The following is a 21,288-nucleotide window of genomic DNA, read 5'->3' as shown; positions in this document are numbered from 1 at the left end:
TGGGCCCGGAAGGCCTCACAGGCCGAGGTATTCCTTGACGTTGCCGCCGACGATCCGGGCCGCCTTCTCCGGGCCCACGGCGTCCACGACCAGGCCGATCGACTTCTCCGAGTAGCCGAACGTGCTCTCGTTGTGCGGGTAGTCGGCGGACCACATCACGCGGTCCACGCCGATGTCCTCGAGGAGCTTCAGCCCGAGCGGGTCGACCATGAAGGACGCGTACATGTGGTGGTCCCAGTAGTACTGGACGTCGTTTTCCAGCGGCCGGTCGAGCATGTGCCGGTAGGAGGCGAGGATGTGCTTGGCGTCCTGGAGGGCGGAGGGAACCCAGTTCGCGCCGCCCTCGAACCATCCGACGCGCAGGCCCGGATGGCGGTCGAGGATGCCGCTGAAGACGTACTTCGCCCACACCTCGCGGAACGGCGACACGTTGACGACCATGCCGACGGCGATGGCGTTGGACTCGCAGGGGGACTTGAGGGTGCTCTCGCCGATGTGGTGCGAGACGGGCAGTCCCGACTCCTCGATGGCCTCCCAGACGGGGTCCATCTTGCTGCTCGCGTAGTCGATGGGGGAGCCCTCCAGGTCGTTGCCCGGATTCATCGGCATGAGGAAGGTCCTGATGCCGTAGCCCTTCAGCTCCTCCAGGGTCCTTCGCGCGCCTTCGCCGTCCCACCAGTTGACGAGCCCGACGCCGTAGAAGCGGCCCTCGGACCGCTCCTGGAGGCCCGCGATGTACTCGTTGTAGATCCGGAAGGTGAGCTCGCGGACCTCCGGGTCCGGGTAGAAGAACATCGCCAACAGCGCGTTGGGGAAGGCGAGTTCCCGCTGGATGCCGTCCGAGGCGAGCTCCTCCATGCGGCCTTCGAGGTTGTTGGATCCCGAGCCGGTCAGCGGGTCGTACTGCATGAGGACGCTGCTGAACTCCTTGGGCAGGAACGACTGCCCGCCCATGCCCAGTTCGTAGGCGCCGTCCTCGTACCAGATCCGCGGGGCCTGCTCCTTGAGCCGCTCGGGGAACCTGTCGACGAAGATGTCCTCGGCGAGCGAGATGTGGTTGTCGGCGGAGAAGATCTCGGTGCCCGGCGGAAGACGCAGGTCACTGCCGGTGGAGCCGTGCCGGTCCTTGGGGGCGCCCAGTCCCTCGGGCGGGTAGAGGGTGTCTGCCTGGCTGGACATCGTCGTCCTCCCTGGTCGGTCCTACGAAGCTGGGGCGGGCCGCATCGGTTTCGGGCCCGCGGATGTTCCACCGTCGATCGTCAGGACGGTTCCGGTGACGTGCAGGGACCGGGATCCGCCCAGGTAGGCGACGGCTTCCGCCACGTCGCGGGGCGTGCCCAGGCGCTGCAAGGGCTGGGTGGCGGCCATGTGGGCGCGAACGCGGTCGGTCATCTCGTCGGACGCGGTGGCGGAGGCCAGCAGTCCGGTGGGGATACCGCCCGGTGCGACGCAGTTGACGCGGATGCCGTGCTCGGCGAGGTCAAGGGCGGCGCACTTGCTGAAGTGGACGACGGCGGCTTTCGAGGCGCGGTAGGTCAGCACACTGGCACCGGCCTGGATGCCCCCGATGGAACTGACGTTGACGATGGAGCCGCCGCCGTTCGCCGCCATGTGCCGGGCCGCCTCCCGGGTGCCCGTCATCACGCCGAGCAGATTGACGGCGAGGACGTGCTGGAAGTCGGCGAAGTCCTCGTCCAGGAGACGGCCGTGCATGACGCCGGAGACACCGGCGTTGTTGACCATGAGGTGCAGTGCGCCGAACTCGCTCACGGCGAAGCCGACGAGGTCCCGGACCTGCTCGGCGACCGCGACATCGGTCGGCCGGAAGCGGACGTCCGGGCCGAGCTCCTTGGCCGGCGACTCAGCGCCGTCCCGGTCCAGGTCGCCGACGACGACCCGGTACCCGTCCTCGCCGAGCCGCTCGACGCACGCGCGCCCCAGCCCCGCGGCACCGCCGGTGACGACGGCTACCCTTGCCTCGCTCATCGCGCGCCCCTCACCAGGTGACCGGCAGCGCGTACACGCCGTACGCGAGCCGGTCGTGCTTGAACTGGATCTCCTCGCGCGGCACCGCCACGGCCAGGGTGGGCACCCGGCGGAAGAGCGTGCCGTAGACGACCTGGAGTTCCACGCGCGCGAGCTGCTGCCCGACGCACTGATGGATGCCGAAGCCGAACGCGTTGTGATGCCGGGCGTTGGCCCGCCGCAGGTCCAGCACATCGGGCTCGGGGAAGACCTCGGCGTCCCGGCCGGCGCTGAACAGTTCGATGACGATGCCCTCGCCGGCCCGGATCGTCTCGCCCGCGATCTCAATGTCCTTCTTGGCGATCCGCCGCTGGCCGCCGTGGATGATGCCCAGATAGCGCAGCAGCTCCTCCACCGCGCCCGCGACGACCTTCGGATCGTCGGTGTCGCGCAGCAGCGCCAGCTGCTCGGGGTGTTCTAGGAGCACGGCCGTGGCGAGGCCGATCATGTTGGCGCTGGTCTCGTGCCCCGCGATGAGCAGGCCCAGACCCATCATGGCCGCCTCGGCGATGGTGATGTCACCCGCGTTGACCCGGGCCGCGATGTCGGACAGTGCGTCGTCCGCGGGCTCGGCGGCCTTCTTCTCGACGAGTTGGACCAGATAGCCGTTGAGCGCCCCGAAAGTGCGCATGCTCTCCTCGGCGGACACGTCGTGGGCGATCCCACGGGCCGCGTTCTCCTGGAAGAAGTCGTGATCCTCGTACGGCACTCCCAGCAGCTCGCTGATCATCAGCGTGGGCAGCGGCAGTGCCAACGCCTCGACCAGATCCGCCGGTTGGGGACCGGCGAGCATCGCGTCGATGAGATCGTCGGTGATCTTCTGGATGGTGGGACGCAGCGCCTCGACCCGCCTGAGGGTGAACGGCCCCGTCATGATCCGTCGGTACCGGTTGTGCTCCGGAGCGTCCGAGTTGAAGACGGAACGCGGCCGGTACTCCACCGCGGCCGCCATGCCCTCGTGCCAGTGCGGGAACCCGGGCAGCCGCTCGTCGACGCTCACCCGGGGATCACCGAGCAGCGCCCGCTGCGCGGCGTGACCCGTCACGATCCAGGGCGTGCTGCCGTCCCAGATCCGCACCCTGGCCAGCGGCTTGTCGTCGGTGAGCGCCCGCAGCGCCGGCGGCGGGTCGAACGGGCAGCCCGCCGCCCGGGGCATCGGCCACGCGGGCGCCTGGGCTTCGGGAAGTACGTCGGACATCGTCATCCTCAGGGGGTCGTCATTCCTCGATGTGGATCGCCAGTGCCGGACAGACGGCGGCCGCGTACCGGACGTCGTCGGCCCGCTCGGCGGTCGGGTCCTCGGCCAGCAGTACGACGACTCCGTCCTCGTCACGCTGGTCGAACACGTCCGGCGCGGCGGCCACGCACTGGCCGGCCGCAACGCACCTGTCCTGCTCGACGGTTACTTTCACGGGGCCGCTCCTCGTCGCCGCGGGCACGGCGGAGCCTTCGTATCGACCTTGTGGGAAAAGGGAGTTGAGCGGCCGGAGGCCGTCCCGGCTCCGTCGACCGCGCCTCCGAGTGAACTCCCGCTCCGAAGCTAAGTCAATCGGTTGATTCAAAATCTCTCGGGACGGTCGGACAGGTTCTGTGAAGGGGGCTGACGGTCCGTCAAGACCCGTCTGTGACAGGCGCCGTCCAGATTCCGACGATGGCGTCGATCATGCCGGTGGCCGCATCGTGCCAGCTGGCCCGCGGTGTGGGGGAGCCCAGGGCGAGGTCACGCTCGCGGTCCGCGCACATGTGCAGGATCACGTGCCGCGTCATGGCGATCCGCTCGGCGCGCACCTCGACCGGCAGCTCGGGCAGGCAGCGGTGCAGGCCGACGAGGACCCGCCGCCACACGGGAGCGCTGAGCGTCTCGTCCACGAGGATCTCGTGCAGGGCGGGGTCGGCCATCACCTGCGCGCAGAACCGCGCGAACCACGTAGGGCTGCCCAGCTCCGCCAGATACGCGGGTGTCGGCCGCACCAAGCAGGCCACCCAGTCCCGCAGTTCGGGCGAATCACCCGTCTCGGCCAGCAGCCGCTCCGTGACGCGCCCGAGCCGCTCGGTGTGATGGTGCGCGATCGCCCGGACCAGATCCGCCTTCGTGCCGAAGTGGTACCCGACCACAGCGGTGTTGCCCTGCCCCGCCGCCTCGCTGATCTGCCGGTTCGACACGGCGTACACTCCGCGCTCGGCGAACAGCCGCTCCGCGGTGGTCCGGATCAGCTCCCGGGTCGCTCGGACCTGCTCGGCCCGGACACTTCTCCCCGCCATGGTCACCACCGTACCGGGCGGGTTTCCGGCCGCGCACTGGACGAAATCAATCAGGTGATTTAAGTTTTGGGTCGCGGTGAGGCACGGGGGTGGGAATGGCAAGCGGCACGAGGCGGGACGACCAGGTCAGGGCGACCCGGCAGGCACTACTGGACGCGGCGGAGCGGCTGTTCGCCGAACACGGGGTGCACGCGGTCGGCAACCGCCAGATCAGCGAGGCCGCCGGCCAGGGCAACAACACCGCCGTCGTCTACCACTTCGGCACCAAGGTGGACGTGGTCCGCGCCCTCATCCGCAGACACGCCGAGCGCATCGAGGTCCTTCGCGTACGGATGCTGGAGGACGTCGGCGACTCCGCGGACCTGCGTGACTGGGTGGACCTCTCGGTCCGCTCCGTCACCCAACACCAGGAAGAACTCGGCTGCCCCAGTTGGTACGCCCGCTTCATCGCCCAGGTCTCTGCCGACCCTGCCCTCTACAGGATCGCGGAGGAGGAGTTCTACGCCGTCTCCCCGGGCCTGACAGCGGCGGAGGAGGGCCTGAACCGCTGCGTGCCGGAGCTCTCCGAGGGGGTTCGGGCCGAACGCGCCGTCATGACAAGGCACTTGATCGTCCAGATGTGCGTCGAGCGCGAACGGGCCCTCGCCGCCGGCGCCCGCCCACTCCGCCCGACCTGGCACGAAGCCGCGGGCGGTCTGGTCGACGCGATAGTCGCCCTGTGGCGGTCACCGGTGACCCACGAGCTCTGACCGGCCAACGAGCTGCATAATGCCCGGTGTGAATTCAGAGACAGATCGCCCTAGATGGTGGTTCGGGCTCCGAGGCTTTGCAGTCTTCCTGGCCGGCGGGAGTCTGGGTATCTCCGTGTATGCGGTGATTACGCATCGACTCGACGGGACTCAGTGGGGCGGGTTGCTGTTCGGAGCGATTGTCTGCGGAACGCTCAGCGCACTGTTTCCGAGGCGGCGTCGGCGCTGAGCCGTACGTCGCCCGGGCCGCGCGTCGCCGCTGTTCCACTCACCGGGAACACGAATCCGCCGCCCTGATCTTCCCCGCCTACGGTTGCACCGCACCTGTCCACACCCAACTAGTGGAGGAGGCAGGTCAATTGACCGGCTGGGATCATGTGACCGACTTCCTGGTGGTAGGCAGCGGTGCGGGAGTCGTGGGTGCGGTGCGGGCACGCGCGCTCGGCAAGGACGTCCTCGTCGTGGAGAAGACCGACAGGTTCGGCGGGTCGACCTGTATGTCGGGCGGCGTCATGTGGCTGCCTCACAACCCGCTCATGCGCCGCGAGGGCGTCCCCGACTCCTTCGACGAGGCGATCCGGTACTTCGAGACGGTCGTCGGCGAGGCTGGACCGGCCTCGTCGAAGGCCCGCCGACTCGCCTACCTCCAAGCTGGCGTCGAGATGGTCGACTTCCTCGAGTCCGAGGGCCTGGAGTTCCGGCGCTGCGAGGGCTACAGCGACTACTACTCCGGCGTCCGCGGCTGCGAGGGCGGCTCGGCGCGCGGCAGGTCCATCGAGGCAAGGGCCTTCGACAAGAACCGACTCGGGCCGTGGCGCGACCGGATCCGCCCCGGCTTCTCGGGCGGCCTCACCGTCTACACAGGCGAGGCGGGCCCGATGATGCTCATGCGCACCCGGATCGGACTCGCGGTCCTGGCCCGCGTCGGAATGCGTACGACGCTCGGCCGGATCCGCCGCCAACGGCTCGTGACGAACGGGGTGGCCCTCACCGCCCGTCTCCTCCAGGCGCTGCTCCGCCAGGGCGTCGACGTGTGGCTGGAGTCCGCACTGACGGACCTCGTCGTCGAGGACGGCCGGGTCGTCGGTGCCGTCCTGCGCCAGAGCGGTCGTGAGGTACGGGTCCGGACCAGGGACGGCGTCCTGCTCGCCGCCGGCGGCTTCGCCCGCGACAAGGAGATGCGGAAGGTGTACGGGGGCGGGCGGCCCGTCAGCGACCAGTGGACCTCGGCCAACCCGGGCGACACCGGGGAGACGATCCGCATCGCCATGGCGCACGGCGCCGCGACCGACATGCTGGACGAGGCCTGGTGGATGCCGTCCTGGATGATGCCCGACGGAACCCCCGCCATGTGCCTGTCCGAACGCAGCAAACCGGGCGCGATCATCGTCGACGCCCAGGGCGGCCGCTACTTCAACGAGGCCGTCGCCTACCAGGAGGCCGGCCAGCGGATGTACGCGCACGAGAAGGAGTCCGGCGGCGCCGTCCCCTCCTGGCTCGTCGTCGACTCCCGGCACCGCAGCCACTACCCCTTCGGCATGTCCCCGCCCGGCCGGACGCCCAACGAGTGGATCACCGGCGGCGCGATGAAACGCGCCGACACCCTCGAGGAACTCGCCCGCCTCTGCGGCATCGACGCCGACGGACTCCTCAAGACGACCGAACGCTTCAACGGCTTCGCCGCCACCGGCGTCGACGAGGACTTCCACCGCGGAGAGGGCCACCACGAGCAGTACTACGGCGACATCACCCACCGCCCGAACCCCTGCCTCGGGCCCGTCGCGAAACCACCCTTCTACGCCGTCGCCCTGTACCCCGGAGACATCGGCACCAGCGGAGGCCTCCTCTGCGACGAGTCCTCCCGCGTCCTCGACACCGAGGGCAACCCGATCGAGGGCCTCTACGCCACCGGCAACTGCACCGCGTCCGTGATGGGCCGCAAGTATCTGGGCGCGGGTGCCAGCATCGCCGCCTCCGCGGTGTTCGGCTACGTGGCCGCGAACCACGCGGCGCGCTGACCCTGTCGTACGAGAGCGCCCGCTTCCCTCTCGGGGCAGCGGGCGCCGTCGTACGCAAGGGGAGTCCGTCAGAAGACGCGTCCGAGGTCCTGGCGGACGATGGTCGTCATGCTGTGCTCGGCGAGGGCCGCGATCGTGAAGGACGGGTTGCAGGCGCCGGTGGAGCCGGGGATGCGGGCGCCGTCCAGGACGTAGAGGCCCTTGTGGCCGAGGACACGGCCGTAGAGGTCGACGGCGTCGCCCATGGGGACGCCGCCCAGGGAGTGCCAGGTGGAGGGTGCCGTCGCGTTCGTGTCGATCATGAGGCCGCCGCCCGCCGCGGCGACGGCCTGCATCCGGGCCGCGATCAGCGCCTGAAGCTCGGCGTCCGCCGTGGTCGGCCAGGTCAGTACCGCGTCGTCCTTGTCGGCGTCGTAGGCCCAGGTGCCCGCGCCGTCGACGATGCCGTACCCGACGACGGTCAGGGCGGTGACGCCGGGCTGCTGGATGGGCGAGCCCGCGTGCACCAGGGTGTAGGGGATCGCGCCGGCGGAGTCGGTGGCGCCGATGCAGGCGGGGCCGCCCTGCTGGGTGCCGGCGTCGCCGCTCGGGTTGATCCAGGCCCAGATCCGGTCGCCGTTGTTGCCCCACTTGGTGCCGATGGCGTCCGGCAGGTCCGGAACCAGGCCCTTGGCGCGGGACTTGACCAGGAGCCGGGTGGTGCCGGGCGAGCCCGCGTTGAGGAACACGGCGTCGGCGGTGACGCGGATCCGCTCCTGCACGACGCCGCCGGTGTCGATGCGGTCCACCGACAGCACCCACTTCTTGTTCGCGTCCAGCGCGAGATCCCGTACGACGTGCAGCGGCGCCACCTCGACCAGCCCCGTCGACTCGGCCTGGGCGAGATAGGTGACGTCGATGGAGTGCTTGCCGCCGTTGTTGACACCGAAGGCGATGTCGCTGGTGGTGTACGTCGGGTCGTACTGGCCGGTCAACTCGCCGCGCGCGTAGCTCCAGTCGACGGGCAGCGGCACCTTGAACGGGCTGAGGCCCACCTTCGGCAGCACGTCCTGGAAGAGGCGCGAGGACTTGTAGGCGTCGGAGAGCAGCAGGTCCTGAGGGACGGTGGCGAGGCCCAGCATGCGGGCGACCGTGGGGTACGTCACCCGGTCCAGGTAGTCGTAGAGGTCGGCGGCCAGGGGGATCGACCGGGCGAAGTTCTCCTTCGTGGGCTGGAGGGACATCCCGTGGTACATGATCGAGCCACCGCCGACCGCGGCACCGACGTTGGCGGTCATGCCGTTGCCCTCGACGGCCTCGATGACACCGGTGTACGGCGTCCAGGTCTTGTCGACGCCTCCGACGATGGCGTGGTCGGTAAGCCACGCCGAGCGGTTGTCCATGTTGGCGAAGCGGCAGAACGTGGTCGAGTTCGGGCCGGTGACCCAGCGTCGGCCGCGCTCCAGGACGAGGGTCTTCACACCGGCCTGCGCCAGCCGCAGCGCGGTCACACCACCGCCGAAGCCGGTGCCCACGACCACGGCACGGGCCCGCAGTTCGGTCACGTCGGCCTGAAGAGCCATGGCGGGCGCGGCCCACGCGGTTGCGGCACCGCCCAGGGCGACGGCCCCGAGAGCGGCGGAAGCGCCGAGCAGACGGCGACGGCTGATACCGGGGGAGGGGAGGGGGAATGAGCGGAAGTACGGGACATGGGGGAACTCCCGTTGAGATGGAGTGATCGGGGAAAGTCGCGGCGCGACAAGAAGGCGAGCTCCCCGACGACGTACACCGCGGGAACCCGCACGGCTCAGCCGTGACGAACGCGGTGCTCCACGGCCGACATCTCAATTCCCTCCGGGCGCACGCGAATCGCGTACACCTGAGGTCACCCCAGCGATTGAACGCCTCGCCACGCACGCCCGCGCACCCCATCCCGGTGACCGGGATCGGCCGCGGGAGCCACAAGATCGTCACACCCGCGCTGCTAACGTTCTGCGGGAGAACCCGAGGACCAGGGGGACGGTGTGCCGAGGACCGCTGAACCGCGACCGCCCGCCGCACCGGTGTCGCGCAGACAGCAGGCCCGCAGGGTGGCCATCCTCCGCGCCGCCGGCGAACTCGCCTCGCGCGAGGGCCTCGCCGGGGTACAGATGCTGGACGTGGCGAAGGAGGCGGGCGTCGCGATCGCCACGCTGTACCGCTACTTCCCGTCCAAGACACACCTGTTCACCGCGGTCCTGGAATGGCACATCGAGACGTTCCTCTCGGGCCGCCACGAGACCGGCGGCAACGGCAAGGGGGGCAGGGCGCACGAGGTCGCCGAAACCCTCATCGCCCTGACCTTGAGACTGCTGGAAAGCCCACTCCTGGCCTCCGCGGTGGCGATGTCCTCCTTCACCGAATACGCCGGCACCACCCCGACCCGCTATGACATCGCGGGGAGTTACCTCGGCCGGACCGTGCTGAGACTGCTCGGCGTCCATGAGCCCGGCGAAGAGGACCGCAGCACGGCACGGCTCCTCATCTACTGCTGGTGGGGCCTGTTCGTGGCGGCCCAGACCGAGGAGATCTCCGTCCAACGGGTGGAAGCGGACCTGCGGTTGGCCGTACGACTGATCCTCGCCCCGTACGAGGCCGACTGAGCACCGCCTCCCGCACGTCCCACGAATCCGGTCGTGCACACCTCTTGGTTCGCGGACCGCGGCGTTGGTACCTTGGCGCCGGCGCCAAAACTGAAATACATTTCAGTTTCAGCAGGGAGGCACCGACGATGACGTCTGCCCTTCGCCCTGACCCCCGAACCGACGCGGAACAGCACCCGCTTCCCCCGTCGATGATGGAACGCGTAACACTGATCATGGACCTCTTCGAGCGCCCGCAGACCCGCCTGACGCTCGAAACGGTCTCCCGCCGTACCGGCCTGCCCCGTTCGACGGCCCACCGGATACTCGACCAACTGGTCAGCCTCGACTGGCTGCACCACAGCCTGTCCGGCTACCTCCTCGGCCCGCGCGCACTGGGCCTCGGCGGACGCGAGATCGCCCACAGCACCCTGCGCGCCGCCGCCGCGCCCCAACTCCTCGAACTGGCCGTCCGCACCAAGATGGTGGTCCATCTCGCGGTCCTTGACGGCCCCGAGATCTACTACCTCGACAAGGTGGGCGGCCGAGCCGCCGTCGACATCCCGTCCCGGGTCGGCGGCCGGGCGCTCGCCCACTGCACCGGGCTCGGCAAGGCGATGCTCGCGTGGCTGAGCCCCGAGGAGATCGACACCCGCTACACGCAGTTCATCGAGCGCCGCACCCCGCACAGCATCGGCCGCCTGGACGCGTTGCACCGGGAGTTCGGGACGATCCGCCGCCGCAACGGCCTGGCCGTCGACCACGGCGAGTGCTTCCCGGACATCGCCTGCGTCGGCCTCGCCATCCGCGGCCCCGACGGGCCGGTGGCGGCGATCTCGGCGGTGGGCACAGGGGATTCAGCGGTGCACCGCATCGCGCCCCTGGTGGTGAGCGCGGTGCGATCGGTGTCGGAGGAGCTCTTCGGTACGGCGCGCGGCGAGATACCGGACCCCCTCTCTGGTGACCGACTCCGCGAAGGGGGTGCCGGTGGGGTCAGCCGCGTAGGTGCATGCCGCCGCAGATCGACCAGACCTGGCCGTTGATCCATTCGCCGTCGTCGGAGAAGAGGAAGGCGGCGATGCCGGCCATGTCCTCGGTCCTGCCGAGGCGCGGGCTGAGGGCGGCGGCGAGGGCCTGGGCCTGCATTTCCTTGTCGGCCCTGGCGGATCTGGGTCTCGCCCATGACGAGGCCGGGGGCGAGGCTGTTGCAGCGGATGCCTTCCTTGCCTCAGCGGGTGGCGATGTGCCGGGTCAGGGCGTTGACGCCGGTTTTGGAGGCGGAGTAGGCGGGGCGCACCTTCGCGCCGCTCCACCCGGCGCCGGAGGAGGCGTTGAGATCGCGGCGCCGCCCGCCTCCAGCATGTGGGGGATGGCCTTGCGGGCGGTGAGGGCGTAGCCGACGAGGTTCACGCCGAGGGTGCGGTCTCAGACGCCGAGGTCCATCTCCAACAGGTCGAGGTCGCGGCCGAGGTTGGCGTCGGACACGTTGGCGTCGACGTTGAGCAGCCCGTCCATGCCCCCGAGTTCGTCTACCGCCCGGGCGACCCGAGCCTGGATGGGCGCCTCGTCGGAGAGGTCGAACTCCACGGGGACCGGCCACGCCCCCGTTCTGCGTGGCGCGCTTCGCGGTGGCCTCCACGCCCGCGACGACGATGCGCTTGCCCTTCAGTCCCCTCATGCCCCATTCTTCGTGAAACGCATACCCAATGATGAGACTGAGTCTCTCTCGAAGGCTTCGGCCGGGTTACCGTCAACGAGGTGTCCGCCGCGGCCGGGGTCTCGCGCAGCACGTTCCTGCGGTACTTCGACAGCAAGGAGGACGCGATCCTCAGCGCCTTCGAGAAGCTGGACGACCGGGTGCCGGACGCCTGGCGCACCTGCCCCGCCGGTCAGGGCGACTGGACCGCCCTGCGGCACGCGGTGACCGCGCTCCTCGAACCCTTCCGCCGGGCCCAGCGGGACTTCCTGCCCCTGGCCCGCCTGGTGGAGGCCACGCCGGCGCTCTCGGCCGGACGCCGGGAGAAGCAGGTCACCTGGCGCAACGAGCTGGCCCGGGCCCTGGCCGAGCGCGGGGGAGAACCTGCCTCCGAGCGGTGGCCCAGTGGGTGTGGTCGGACGGCCGTGAGGGCCTGGACGAACTGCTGGACGCCGCGTTCGCGGCGCTGAGCGTGGACTGACCGGAGGCGAACGCTCCGTTCGTGACCGGCGGCGATGTGTGAATCTCGGTCGAGTGATTGATTGTACCGACCGTCTGTTCTAACTTTCACTCGGAGATCCGACACCGCGCAACGGGAGTCAGTCATGAGCGACAAAGACGTCGAAGAGACCACTGATCTGCGGGCCGCGGGCTGGAAGGCCATGCGATCCCTGATGCCCGATCTGTTCCCCGAGACCGAGGTGGACCTGCGCGACGGGCGCCTGGGGGAGGAACTCGTCGACCTCGGCCTGACGAGCGTGTTCGGCGCCCTCTGGGCCCGCGAGGGCCTCGCACCGCGCGACCGCAGCCTGGTCACGCTCGGCATCCTCATCGCCCTCGGAGCGGAGACCGAACTGAAGACCCACGTCCGTATCGCCGTCACCAACGGGCTGACCCACGACGAGATCGCCGAGGTCATCTACCACTCCAGCGGTTATACCGGGTTCCCTCGGGCGGTCGCCGCCCGCACCGCCGCCCGCGAGGCCCTCGAGAACTGACCGGCCACCTCGCCGAGAGCCCTTCGACCGCACTGGCCCACCTGGAGAAAGACACCATGTCAGAGTCAGCCGCCGGCACCGCCGTCGACGAGCAGATCTACTTCTATCAGGACGACCGGGACGCCAAGTGCCCTTTCGCTCCGCCGCCCGGGCTGCGGGCCCTGAACGAGAAGGGTCCGGTCTCCCGGGCCCGGATCTGGGACGGTTCCACTCCCTGGCTGGTCACCGGCCACGCCGCGCAGCGCGCGATCCTGTCCGATCCGCGGGTGAGTTCGGACGACAAACAGCCGGGGTTCCCGTATCCGAACCGGCCCATGGCGGAGACCGCCCACGAGCACCCGCTGACCATCTTCAACGCGGACGGTGCGGATCACACCCGGATCCGCCGGATGATGACGCGGCCGTTCACCCGGCCCCGGATGGAGGCGCTGCGGCCGGACATCCAGCGGTTCACCGACGAGCTGATCGACAAGATGCTCGCCGGTCCCAAGCCGGTGGACCTGGTGACCGCGCTGTCGTTGCCGCTGCCCTCGCTGATGATCTGCGCGCTGCTCGGGGTGCCGTACTCGGATCATGACTTCTTCCAAGAACACGCGGGCTTCGCGACGCGCAGTGACAAGACGACCGAGGAGCAGAACGCGGCCAATGCGGCACTGGGCGGCTATCTGGCGGCGTTGATCCAGAAGAAGATGGCGGAGCCCGGCGAGGACGTCCTGTCCGATTTCGCGGCGCGGGTGCGGGACGGTGACCTCACCCTCCCGGAGGCGACGCTGCTGTCGATGATCCTGCTGATCGCGGGTCATGAGACCAGCGCGACGATGATCACGCTGGGTACGGCGCTGCTGCTGGAGAATCCCGGGCAGCTGGCGCTGTTGCAGGCCACCCAGGACACGAAGGAGGCCACGGGTGCGGTCGAGGAGATCCTGCGGTATCTGACGGTGGCGACCTTCGGGCAGCGGCGGATCGCCGCCGAGGACTTCGCGTTCGAGGGCGTGCAGATCAAGGCCGGTGACGGCATCGTGGTCCCGCTGCCGGCCGGGAACTGGGACCCGGAGGCCTTCCCGGACCCGGAGAACCTGGACCTGACCCGCAAGGCGACCCATCACCACGCCTTCGGCTGGGGCATCCACCAGTGCCTGGGCCAGCAGCTGGCCCGCATCGAGCTCCAAGTCGTCTACGGCACCCTCTACCGCCGCATCCCCACCCTGCGCCTGGCCGTGGACCGCGACGAACTCGAGTTCCGTCCAGCCGACGCGCTCGCCTACGGGATCAAGGAACTCCCGGTCACCTGGTAAGGACGACACACCGAGGGTCGACCAGTCGGTACATGAAAAATCGACGTGCTTTTCTGGAATCTTCAGGTGCGGGCGGGATTCGAAGTCAACCGGATTCCTCTGATCCACCGGCGGAGACTCCTTTTCACTGCTCAATGGAGAGTTGATATGAGTGAGTTCGAGCTTTCCTGTGGCCTGCCCCCGGGCCCTCAATTCGCCGATCTCGTCGTTTTGGCCGAAGAGCTGGGATACACCCGGGCGTGGATCTATGACTCGGCCGCACTTTGGGAAGACCCGTTCGTCCACCTGGCACTAGCCGCCCAACGTACCGATCGAATAGGTCTGGGCGCCGCCGTCCTCATCCCCGCGCAACGCGAAGTCATGGCGATGGCGTCCGCGATCGCCACAGTGAGCCGCCTTTCGGACGAGCGCTTCCGACCCTGCTTCGGCACCGGCTTCACCGCCCGCCTCACCGTCGGGCAAGCACCGATGCCGATGAAAGATCTGGGCGACTATCTGCGCGCGCTCCGACAGCTCCTCGCGGGCGAGACGGCGCTCGTGGACGGCAAGCCCGTCCGCATGCTGCACATGGAGGGACTCGCACAGCCCCGCCCGATGAACGTTCCGCTCTGGTTGAGTGCGTTCGGCCCCCGCGGCGCCAAGTTGGCGAGCGAGATCGCGGACGGCATCATCGGACGTCCCCACCCCGACCTTCCCACGGCGACCATGGTGTCCGGCACGGTCCTGGACGCAGGCGAGGACCCGAACGGCGACCGTGTGCTCGACGCGATCGGGCCTTGGCGAGTCGTGGACTGGCACAATGCCCATGCCCACGGAGGCGCGGAAGCAGTGGACCCCCTGCCGGGTGGCAAGGAATGGCGGACCGAGCTCGAATCGCTGGACCCGGACCAGCACGGGGCGTTGTTGACCTTCGAGGGCCATGTCACGCATCTGACGCCCCGGGACCGCAAGTTGATGCAGCACGCCGACGTCACGAGCATGGTCGGCGACGCACACAGCGTCGGTCAGGGACTCGAGCAGCTGGCCGCGAACGGGTTCGCCGAGATCATCTACACACCCAGTGGCCCGGACGTCGCCCGCGAACTGACGGCCTTTGCCTCCGCGCACGCCGGTGTTCAGCGTTAGCCGCACGAGGCGAACCAGACCTGAAGCACAAGGTCATTGGCCGCGGTGGACGTCCCGCTGAACGAGATGAACCCACCGGGCCGATCACCTCGACACGTAACCTCACCGGCAGTGACCTGACCGTCGGCGTGTGCTCCGGGCGGCGCCCGCGCCCGACCGCTGCGAGCTGACGCTAACGAAGACGGAGGAAACAGATGGAGGCTTCTCAGGCGATCCCGACCACCCGTGACTGGCGGGTCGTGATGCTGCTGCGGTCGGTCGGCCGCGCAGACGTCCACCAGCTCGTCGAGCGGGTCCGCAGCGAGATCGCGGTGTGGGGGCAGGACCTCGCGGCGACCGGCACGGAGGTCATCGTCGGATACGCCGGCGGACCGGACGAACGAGGCCCGCACGAAGGGATCCCGGAGTCGGACTACGACGTGGCAGCCGAGGCGGTCCTCCCGGGCCGGCCCGACACGACCACGGTGACCAAAGCCGTGGTCGCCTTCGTCCAGCAACTCGCCCCGCTGCTGTCGGCCGAGGGGTCGATGGTCGCGGTCGCGAGGGAGAAGCTCTTCGACGACCGCCGGACACGGCTGAAGTACCTGCACCCCCTCGTCCGCCAACCGCACCTGACACACGCCGAGTTCATCGAGAACTGGGAGAAGAACGTAGGCCCGGTGGTGGCCGCGCACCACCCGACCCGCGTCGGATACGTGGCACTTCAGTGCGACGACGAGCTCACCACGGCCGCGACCGAGGCCTGCGGCTTCGGCGGCGGAGTGCCGGACGGCTTCGGCGTGGAATGGTTCGCCAGCACCCACGACATGATCCCGGCATTCGAATGGGCGGTCTCCCCGGGCAGCGCCGACGGCGGCCCGGAGCCCGAACCCGCAGGGCTGCTGGCGCTGCTGGGCCGCTACGCCGACCTCTCCGCTCCGACCGCCATCCTCGGCATCGAACCGAACCCGACACACTGATCGCAACGGAGACGGAGCAGGCACGTTCGAGGCGAACCCGCCCGGGTACACGCCGACCGAACGGGCGGTGGGGCCCTCACACCCTCTGCGAGTGACGTGGATCACGAAAGTTCTACGTGCCGCATGCAACTGAGACCCCTCCCGACTCTGTCTGACAGGGAGGCGGGCTCCTCAGGGCCCGGGAGCGAGAGAGCGGGGCAAGTCGTGGGACGGCGCAGGGGTGGTATAGGGATCGCACTCGTCACGGTCGCGACGCTGTTGGGCGCGAGCGCCTGTGGCGGGGGCGGCACCGACAAGGCGAGCGCGGCAGACGCAAAGGCGTCGGGAAAGGCGAGCGCGAGCGCCTCGCCTACGCCGACGAAGCCCGCGGGCCCGCCGATGCTGCTGGACACGATCACCCCGCAGACGGGCACCACGGTCGGCGTGGCCATGCCCATCTCGGTGATCTTCACCAACCCGGTGGCCTCGAAGGCGAGGGCCACGGTCGAGAAGCACATGAAGGTGAGCGCCTCGCAGCCGGTGGAAGGCGCCTGGCACTGGATGGGTGACCGGCGTGCCGACTGGCGGCCGAAGACCTACTGGCCCGCCGGTACGAAGGTGAAGATCGACGCCGACATGACGGGCGTCAGCAACGGCAACGGACGCTACGGCGTGCACGGTTACACACATACCTTCACGATCGGCGACGACCTCCGCGCGGACGTCTCGGTGACCGCCCACACCATGAAGGTGACCCGCAACGGCAAGCTGGTGCGCACCTTGTCGATCAACGCGGGCAGCGCCGAGTACCCGACGTGGGACGGCACGATGGCCGTCATCGACAAGCAGGAGAAGGTCCACATGACCTCCTGCAGCGTCGGCATCAGCTGCGACAAGGGCAGCGCCAACTACTACGACCTGACGCTGCCCTGGGACGTCCACCTGACCCAGTCCGGCACCTACGTGCACTACTCGACCGGCGACCCCAACCCGGGCAGCGGCAGCGCCCGCGGCTCACACGGCTGCGTCCACCTCTCCATGTCGGACGCCAAGTGGTTCTACGGCCAGGTCAAGCAGGGCGACCCGGTCACCGTCACCGGCTCGCCCCGCGGCAAGGCCCCGGCCGACAACGGCTACGCCGACTTCAACCTGGGCTGGGACCAGTGGCTCACGGGCAGCGCCTCCGGGGAGCAGACGACCGCGACGCTGTGACGCGGAGCGGAGAGACACCGGCCGACGGTACGTCCCCGGCCGAACGTCCACCGGTTGGGCAGCGGGTTCACGCGATGCGGGCAACTCCCGCGTAGATCCCGCTGCCTTCCGGGACCGCGGGCGGGCCGGGGACTGCCCACTCGGTCGCCGTGACCAGGCCCGGCGGGACCAGATCCAGGCCGCCGAAGAAGCGCTCGACCTCGGGGCGCGTGCGGAACGCGAGCTGGATCCCGCCCTTGGCGTACTCGGCGGTGACCTGTTCGGCGAGCTCCGGGAACAGGTCGGATGCGGCGTGCGACAGCACCAGATAGCTCCCCGGCGGCAGCGTGGCGACCAGATCACGGACGATGCCGGGGGCTCCCTGCTCATCGGTGATGAAGTGCATCAGCGCGATGAGGGACAGCGCGATCGGGCGGGAGAAGTCCAGGACGTGCCGGGCGTGCTGGACGATCCCGTCGGGCCGGCGCACATCGGCCTCGATGTAGTCCGTGGCCCCCTCGGGGCGACTGACCAGCAGTGCCTCGGCATGGCGCAGGACGATCGGATCGTTGTCGGCGTAGACGACCTTCGCCGTCGGCACGATGCCCTGAACGATCTGATGGAGATTGGGCTCGGTGGGAATCCCGGTACCGATGTCCAGGAACTGGTCGATGCTCTGCCCGGCGAGCCAGGCCGCCGCCCGGTGCATGAACTGCCGGTTCTGCCGGGCCGCGTCCTTGGCCTCGGGCGGCAACTGCTCTCCCACCGCCTCGTCGACCGGGTAGTTGTCCTTGCCGCCCAGCAGCCAGTCGTAGACCCGTGCGGGATGCGCCTTGCCGGTGTCGATGCGCACGGACGGTTGCGGGTCGGTCGTCATTGCAGCTCCATCACGCCGGTGAGTGAGAGTGGACCTGGTACTCGATCATCGTACTCGGACGGTTCATGTGGCCTGCACGTAAAGGCAGTTGGCCCGGCCGGCACTGGATCCCCGGCATTGCGTGACTCCGCGAGTCTCTGCCGGTTCGCGCTCAAGGAGTGCCCTGCGGATGCTCGCGGGCGCGTCGAGCCACCGGTCCCTTCACGGACATGGTGTCGATGATCCAGGTATTGCGCCGGCCGTCGACCAAGAGCGCGGTGAGTGCGAGCAGGAGCGCGCCGCCTGCGACGACGAGAGCGACCAGGAGTGCACCTTGGACGCCGTGGGCCTCCGCCAGACTCCCGGACACGGCCTGTCCTGCCGCCGTGCCCAGGGGTCCCGCCGCGCACAGGATGGTCATGGCGAGCGCGGCCCGTTCGACGGGGGCGAGTCGTTCGGTCAAGGCGTAGAGGCTGATCATGTAGGGCGCCACGGTGAGGCTCGCGACCGCGACCGCGGCGGGGACGGACACCAGTCGGGCGCCGATGAAGAGGACGAGCATGCCGACGAAGAGGGCCGCGGCGAACGAGACGTAGCGGGCGCGCAGGGAGAACGTCCGCGGGAGCCAGGCGCAGGCGGCCCCGGCCAGAGCGCTGCCTATGCCGAACTCGGCGTACACGAGTCCGGAGGCGCTGAGATCGCCGATCGTGGTGGCGTAGACGGTGACGGCCGTCTGGACCGCCCCGAAGACCGCTCCCATCGCGGCCATGGCCAGGAACATGACGGCCAGGGGTCGGCGCGGCAGGCGACGTCTCTCCTGCGGCCCCGAAGGCTGCGGCTGGGTGCGGTCCGCGTAGACGAGGGCGAAGGGAAGAGCGCTCCCCGCTATCAGAGCCATCGTCACGACCGCGGGTGCGACAGGGCTGACCGCCGCGAGCAACCCCACGAACGCGGGCCCCGCGACGAAGCTCAGCTCGTCGGCGGACGCCTCGTAGGACAAGGCGCCGGACAGCAGATGACGCTGGTTGCGGGCCTGCACCAGGCGTGACCAGTGCACCCGTACCAGCGGGCCGACCTGGGGCTGGGTCAGACCCACGAGAGCGGCCGCCGCGAACACGGCCGCCCGGCCGCCGAGGCTCGCGGCCAGCAGGGCGGCCCAGGAACAGAAGTTGGCGAGTGCGGCGGCAACGCCGACGGAGCGGTGGCCGTACCGGTCGGTCAGCGTGCCGACCAACGGGCCGCCGACGGCGGTGGCGATGCTCTGGGCCGCGCCGGCCAGTCCGGCGAAGGCATAACTGTGAGTTGCCGCCTGGAGCAGGACGAGCGTGGAGAGGGCCGAGGTCGCGTACGGCAGGCGGGCGAGGAATCCCAGCGGGAAGAAGCCGACGCCTGCCACACGCAGCAGGGAAGGGAAGGACACGATGTCTCCATCGGGCACGTCGAGGCGACGCGCCACCCAGCCACCAACGCGTCGACGAGCCCGATTCGAACCACCAACGTAACCAAGGCGGTTGAGGGCTGTACAGATCCCTCTGCTTGGAGACGCGCGAGGCGGGTGTGGCCCAGGATTTGTCTCTTGACGGTGTTTCGGGGCGCCCTTCAAGATCGCTTCCAAGGAGTGGTCGATCCGCAGCGCCTTGCTGGTGGTGCCGAACCTGGGGAGCGAATCGCGTATGACTGAACCCGCAAGCATCAGCCCGGATCTCGCTGGACGCGCCACGGACCCCGCCGAACTGCCCCGGACAGGCCTCGCGGCCCTACTGGCCGCTGCCGATCTGCCGGGGAGATAGAACTGCCCTCCGGTGTCGTCCTGGCGGTCGGCGCGGGGGAGCCGCGATATCGGGTGGTGTTCCGCTCGGAGAGCGCTTTGCGTACACCCTTGACGGAGAGGGCGATCGGCCGGGCGTTCGTGTCGGGCGACATCGATGTCGAAGGTGACCTGGGTGCGTTGTTCGGTGTCCGCGCCGCGCTGCGGGAGCAGGTGCCGATGCGGCAGCGGCTGCGGTTCGTGTACGACTTTCTCCGCTCGCCCCTGAAGATGAACAAGCAGGCTGTCGCCGCGCACTACAGCCGCGGCGACGACTTCTACCTGACGTTCATCGACAGCCGTTTCCGCTTCTACTCGCAGGGCCTTTTCCAGCATCCTGGCGAGACGATCGAGGAGGCGTCCGAGCACAAGCTCGAGACCATGTTCGCCGCCCTCGACCTTCAGCCGGGCGACCGGCTGCTCGACATCGGCGGCGGCTGGGGCGGCGTCACCCAGTACTGCGGCGAACGGGGCGTGCACGTCACGACGCTCACGCTCGCGGAGGACTCCGCCGACCACATCCGGGCATTGATCGCCGACAAGGACCTGCCCGGCGAGGTGCTCCTGGAGGACTTCCTCACCCACCGGCCGGCGCAGCCGTACGACCACGTCGTGATCTATGGAGTGATCGAGCACCTCCCGGACTACCGCAGATTCGCCGCGAAGGCATGGGACATGCTGAAGCCGGGCGGACGCCTCTACCTCGACGGCTCCGCGGCCATCCAGAAGTTCTCGGTGAGTTCGTTCACCCGCGAGCACATCTGGGGCGGCCGGCACACCTACATGACGCTCCAGGACGTCATCGCCGAGATGCTCTACCACGGCTTCGAAGTACTGGACGTGACCAGGGAGACCCGTGACTACGAGCTGACGATGCTGGAGTGGGCCAAACGTCTCGACGCCGCGCAGGCCGACATCGTCGCGCGGTGGGGCGAGGAGACCTACCGGGCCTTCAGGCTCTTCCTGTGGGGCGGCACACACGCCTTCAACGCCAATACGCTTCAGGCCTACCACCTGGTCGTCGAACGCACCGCCGACCCCGGCCCGCGACCGTCCCGCCTCCGCAGGCTGGTGGAGTTCCTGGCCGGCTGGCGCTGAGAGGCTTGGCTGCGCCACGCCGTGTCGTGACCGCTGTCGGTGATGCGGATCGCTCGCCATTGGTGCTGGTGATGCCGTGTTGTCAGTGGGGGTGGGATCGTGCCTGCGTGGGCGAATTGGTCGAGCGCGTCGATGAGGATGACCGCGTGCTGGGAGTCGTAGAGCGGGCGGAGGCGGTGCGTGAGAAGTGGCTGCATCGCATAGCTGTGACGATCTGTCGTGATCCCGAGGGGCGGATCCTGGTGGTGCGACGGGCCAAGAAGCGGTCCTTGTTCCCGGGCCACTACGACGTGCTGGTCGGCGGCGCCGTGGGCGTGGGCGAGTCGTACGGAGATGCGGCGGCCCGCGAGCTGGCTGAAGAACTGGGCCTTCGCGTGCCGCTGCGCTTCCTCTTCAAGTTCCTTTGCGGGCAAGGGGTCGGCCCCATCTGGCTCGCGGTGTACGAGGCCACGGTGTCGGAGACCCTGGTCCCGGACGCGGGGGAGAGCGACTGGCAGGGCTGGATGACAGTTGCCGACCTTCGCGAAGTCGTTGACGAGCGGTGCTTCGTTCCGTGCGGGCGGGAAGCTCTGCTCCGGTATCTGGAGCTCGGACCCGGCAGCGGTACGTGCGAACCCGCGGCCGGGTGAT

The 21,288-nt window shown here is 69.2% G+C and carries 22 protein-coding genes; 12 read left to right on the top strand and 10 right to left on the bottom strand.

All coding sequences use genetic code 11. From position 1 onward, the window contains the following. Positions 1 to 15 precede the first annotated feature (15 nt). From ACQEWB_RS00605 to ACQEWB_RS00585, 5 genes are all read right to left on the bottom strand, one after another. Positions 16 to 1,179: an amidohydrolase family protein gene (locus ACQEWB_RS00605; RefSeq protein ID WP_432825834.1), complete on the bottom strand. Its 1,164-nt coding sequence runs from the start codon at positions 1,177 to 1,179 to the stop codon at positions 16 to 18. Positions 1,180 to 1,200: 21 nt separating this feature from the next. Next, entirely contained in the window at positions 1,201 to 1,986 is a 786-nt protein-coding gene (locus ACQEWB_RS00600; RefSeq protein WP_432825832.1) for an SDR family NAD(P)-dependent oxidoreductase, read from the bottom strand. 10 nt (positions 1,987 to 1,996) lie between these two features. Beyond that, entirely contained in the window at positions 1,997 to 3,223 is a 1,227-nt protein-coding gene (locus ACQEWB_RS00595; protein ID WP_432825830.1) for a cytochrome P450, read from the bottom strand. A gap of 19 nt (positions 3,224 to 3,242) precedes the next feature. Beyond that, the gene (locus ACQEWB_RS00590) at positions 3,243 to 3,437 is read right to left on the bottom strand and encodes a ferredoxin (protein WP_432825828.1); all 195 of its coding nucleotides are present in this window, start codon (positions 3,435 to 3,437) and stop codon (positions 3,243 to 3,245) included. 199 nt (positions 3,438 to 3,636) lie between these two features. Further along, positions 3,637 to 4,287 (bottom strand): TetR/AcrR family transcriptional regulator, encoded by a 651-nt coding sequence (locus tag ACQEWB_RS00585; RefSeq protein WP_432825826.1) that lies wholly within the window; start codon positions 4,285 to 4,287, stop codon positions 3,637 to 3,639. Between the two features lie 95 nt (positions 4,288 to 4,382). Between ACQEWB_RS00585 and ACQEWB_RS00580 the strand changes: the two genes are divergently transcribed. Further along, positions 4,383 to 5,036 carry a TetR family transcriptional regulator gene (locus ACQEWB_RS00580; protein ID WP_432825824.1) on the top strand — a complete coding sequence of 218 codons (654 nt, stop codon included), beginning with the start codon at positions 4,383 to 4,385 and terminating at the stop codon, positions 5,034 to 5,036. Positions 5,037 to 5,395: 359 nt separating this feature from the next. Beyond that, entirely contained in the window at positions 5,396 to 7,054 is a 1,659-nt protein-coding gene (locus ACQEWB_RS00575; protein ID WP_432825822.1) for an FAD-binding protein, read from the top strand. A 68-nt stretch (positions 7,055 to 7,122) separates the two neighbouring features. Here ACQEWB_RS00575 and ACQEWB_RS00570 read toward each other — a convergent pair whose 3' ends face one another. Beyond that, positions 7,123 to 8,616, bottom strand: coding sequence for a GMC oxidoreductase (locus ACQEWB_RS00570; RefSeq protein WP_432825820.1), 1,494 nt, complete (start codon positions 8,614 to 8,616; stop codon positions 7,123 to 7,125). 441 nt (positions 8,617 to 9,057) lie between these two features. Here ACQEWB_RS00570 and ACQEWB_RS00565 point away from each other — a divergent pair, with 441 nt between their 5' ends. Beyond that, positions 9,058 to 9,675, top strand: coding sequence for a TetR/AcrR family transcriptional regulator (locus ACQEWB_RS00565; RefSeq protein ID WP_432825818.1), 618 nt, complete (start codon positions 9,058 to 9,060; stop codon positions 9,673 to 9,675). A 128-nt stretch (positions 9,676 to 9,803) separates the two neighbouring features. Then, on the top strand, positions 9,804 to 10,697 hold the full coding sequence (locus ACQEWB_RS00560; protein ID WP_432825816.1) for an IclR family transcriptional regulator: 894 nt from the start codon (positions 9,804 to 9,806) through the stop codon (positions 10,695 to 10,697). Here the strand turns inward: ACQEWB_RS00560 and ACQEWB_RS00555 are convergent. Together ACQEWB_RS00555 and ACQEWB_RS00550 are read right to left on the bottom strand one after the other, a co-directional pair. Then, positions 10,648 to 10,800, bottom strand: a complete 153-nt coding sequence (locus ACQEWB_RS00555) for an SDR family oxidoreductase (RefSeq protein ID WP_432825814.1) — start codon at positions 10,798 to 10,800, stop codon at positions 10,648 to 10,650. The genes ACQEWB_RS00560 and ACQEWB_RS00555 overlap by 50 nt on opposite strands. Positions 10,801 to 11,079: 279 nt before the next feature. Further along, positions 11,080 to 11,241, bottom strand: a complete 162-nt coding sequence (locus tag ACQEWB_RS00550) for a hypothetical protein (RefSeq protein ID WP_432825812.1) — start codon at positions 11,239 to 11,241, stop codon at positions 11,080 to 11,082. Positions 11,242 to 11,412: 171 nt separating this feature from the next. Between ACQEWB_RS00550 and ACQEWB_RS00545 the strand changes: the two genes are divergently transcribed. The 6 genes from ACQEWB_RS00545 to ACQEWB_RS00520 all read left to right on the top strand — a co-directional run bounded on the left by ACQEWB_RS00545 (position 11,413) and on the right by ACQEWB_RS00520 (position 16,918). Beyond that, the gene (locus tag ACQEWB_RS00545; RefSeq protein WP_432825810.1) at positions 11,413 to 11,820 is read left to right on the top strand and encodes a TetR/AcrR family transcriptional regulator; all 408 of its coding nucleotides are present in this window, start codon (positions 11,413 to 11,415) and stop codon (positions 11,818 to 11,820) included. 135 nt (positions 11,821 to 11,955) lie between these two features. After that, positions 11,956 to 12,348: a carboxymuconolactone decarboxylase family protein gene (locus tag ACQEWB_RS00540; protein ID WP_432825808.1), complete on the top strand. Its 393-nt coding sequence runs from the start codon at positions 11,956 to 11,958 to the stop codon at positions 12,346 to 12,348. 56 nt (positions 12,349 to 12,404) lie between these two features. Continuing rightward, the gene (locus ACQEWB_RS00535; RefSeq protein WP_432825806.1) at positions 12,405 to 13,643 is read left to right on the top strand and encodes a cytochrome P450; all 1,239 of its coding nucleotides are present in this window, start codon (positions 12,405 to 12,407) and stop codon (positions 13,641 to 13,643) included. Positions 13,644 to 13,790: 147 nt separating this feature from the next. Beyond that, positions 13,791 to 14,768, top strand: coding sequence for an LLM class flavin-dependent oxidoreductase (locus tag ACQEWB_RS00530; RefSeq protein ID WP_432825804.1), 978 nt, complete (start codon positions 13,791 to 13,793; stop codon positions 14,766 to 14,768). 194 nt (positions 14,769 to 14,962) lie between these two features. After that, entirely contained in the window at positions 14,963 to 15,727 is a 765-nt protein-coding gene (locus tag ACQEWB_RS00525) for a hypothetical protein (protein WP_432825802.1), read from the top strand. A gap of 204 nt (positions 15,728 to 15,931) precedes the next feature. Further along, complete coding sequence (locus ACQEWB_RS00520; RefSeq protein WP_432825800.1) at positions 15,932 to 16,918, top strand: L,D-transpeptidase; 987 nt, start codon at positions 15,932 to 15,934, stop codon at positions 16,916 to 16,918. 67 nt (positions 16,919 to 16,985) lie between these two features. Here the strand turns inward: ACQEWB_RS00520 and ACQEWB_RS00515 are convergent, their stop codons facing one another. Both ACQEWB_RS00515 and ACQEWB_RS00510 read right to left on the bottom strand, forming a co-directional pair. Then, on the bottom strand, positions 16,986 to 17,774 hold the full coding sequence (locus ACQEWB_RS00515; protein ID WP_432825798.1) for an SAM-dependent methyltransferase: 789 nt from the start codon (positions 17,772 to 17,774) through the stop codon (positions 16,986 to 16,988). Between the two features lie 151 nt (positions 17,775 to 17,925). After that, a complete protein-coding gene (locus ACQEWB_RS00510) occupies positions 17,926 to 19,173 on the bottom strand; it encodes an MFS transporter (protein ID WP_432825796.1) in 1,248 nt (415 codons plus the stop codon). A 459-nt stretch (positions 19,174 to 19,632) separates the two neighbouring features. On the opposite strand from ACQEWB_RS00510, the gene ACQEWB_RS00505 reads away from it, so the two are divergent. Further along, the gene (locus tag ACQEWB_RS00505) at positions 19,633 to 20,658 is read left to right on the top strand and encodes a class I SAM-dependent methyltransferase (RefSeq protein WP_432825794.1); all 1,026 of its coding nucleotides are present in this window, start codon (positions 19,633 to 19,635) and stop codon (positions 20,656 to 20,658) included. Between the two features lie 107 nt (positions 20,659 to 20,765). Beyond that, on the top strand, positions 20,766 to 21,287 hold the full coding sequence (locus ACQEWB_RS00500; RefSeq protein ID WP_432825792.1) for an NUDIX hydrolase: 522 nt from the start codon (positions 20,766 to 20,768) through the stop codon (positions 21,285 to 21,287). Position 21,288 lies beyond the last annotated feature (1 nt).

It is taken from the genome of Streptomyces sp. CA-249302 (genome assembly GCF_050936785.1).
Classification (GTDB): domain Bacteria; phylum Actinomycetota; class Actinomycetes; order Streptomycetales; family Streptomycetaceae; genus Streptomyces.
Note: the sequence above shows the minus strand (reverse complement) of the source record. Positions and strands in the feature narration are given on the sequence as shown.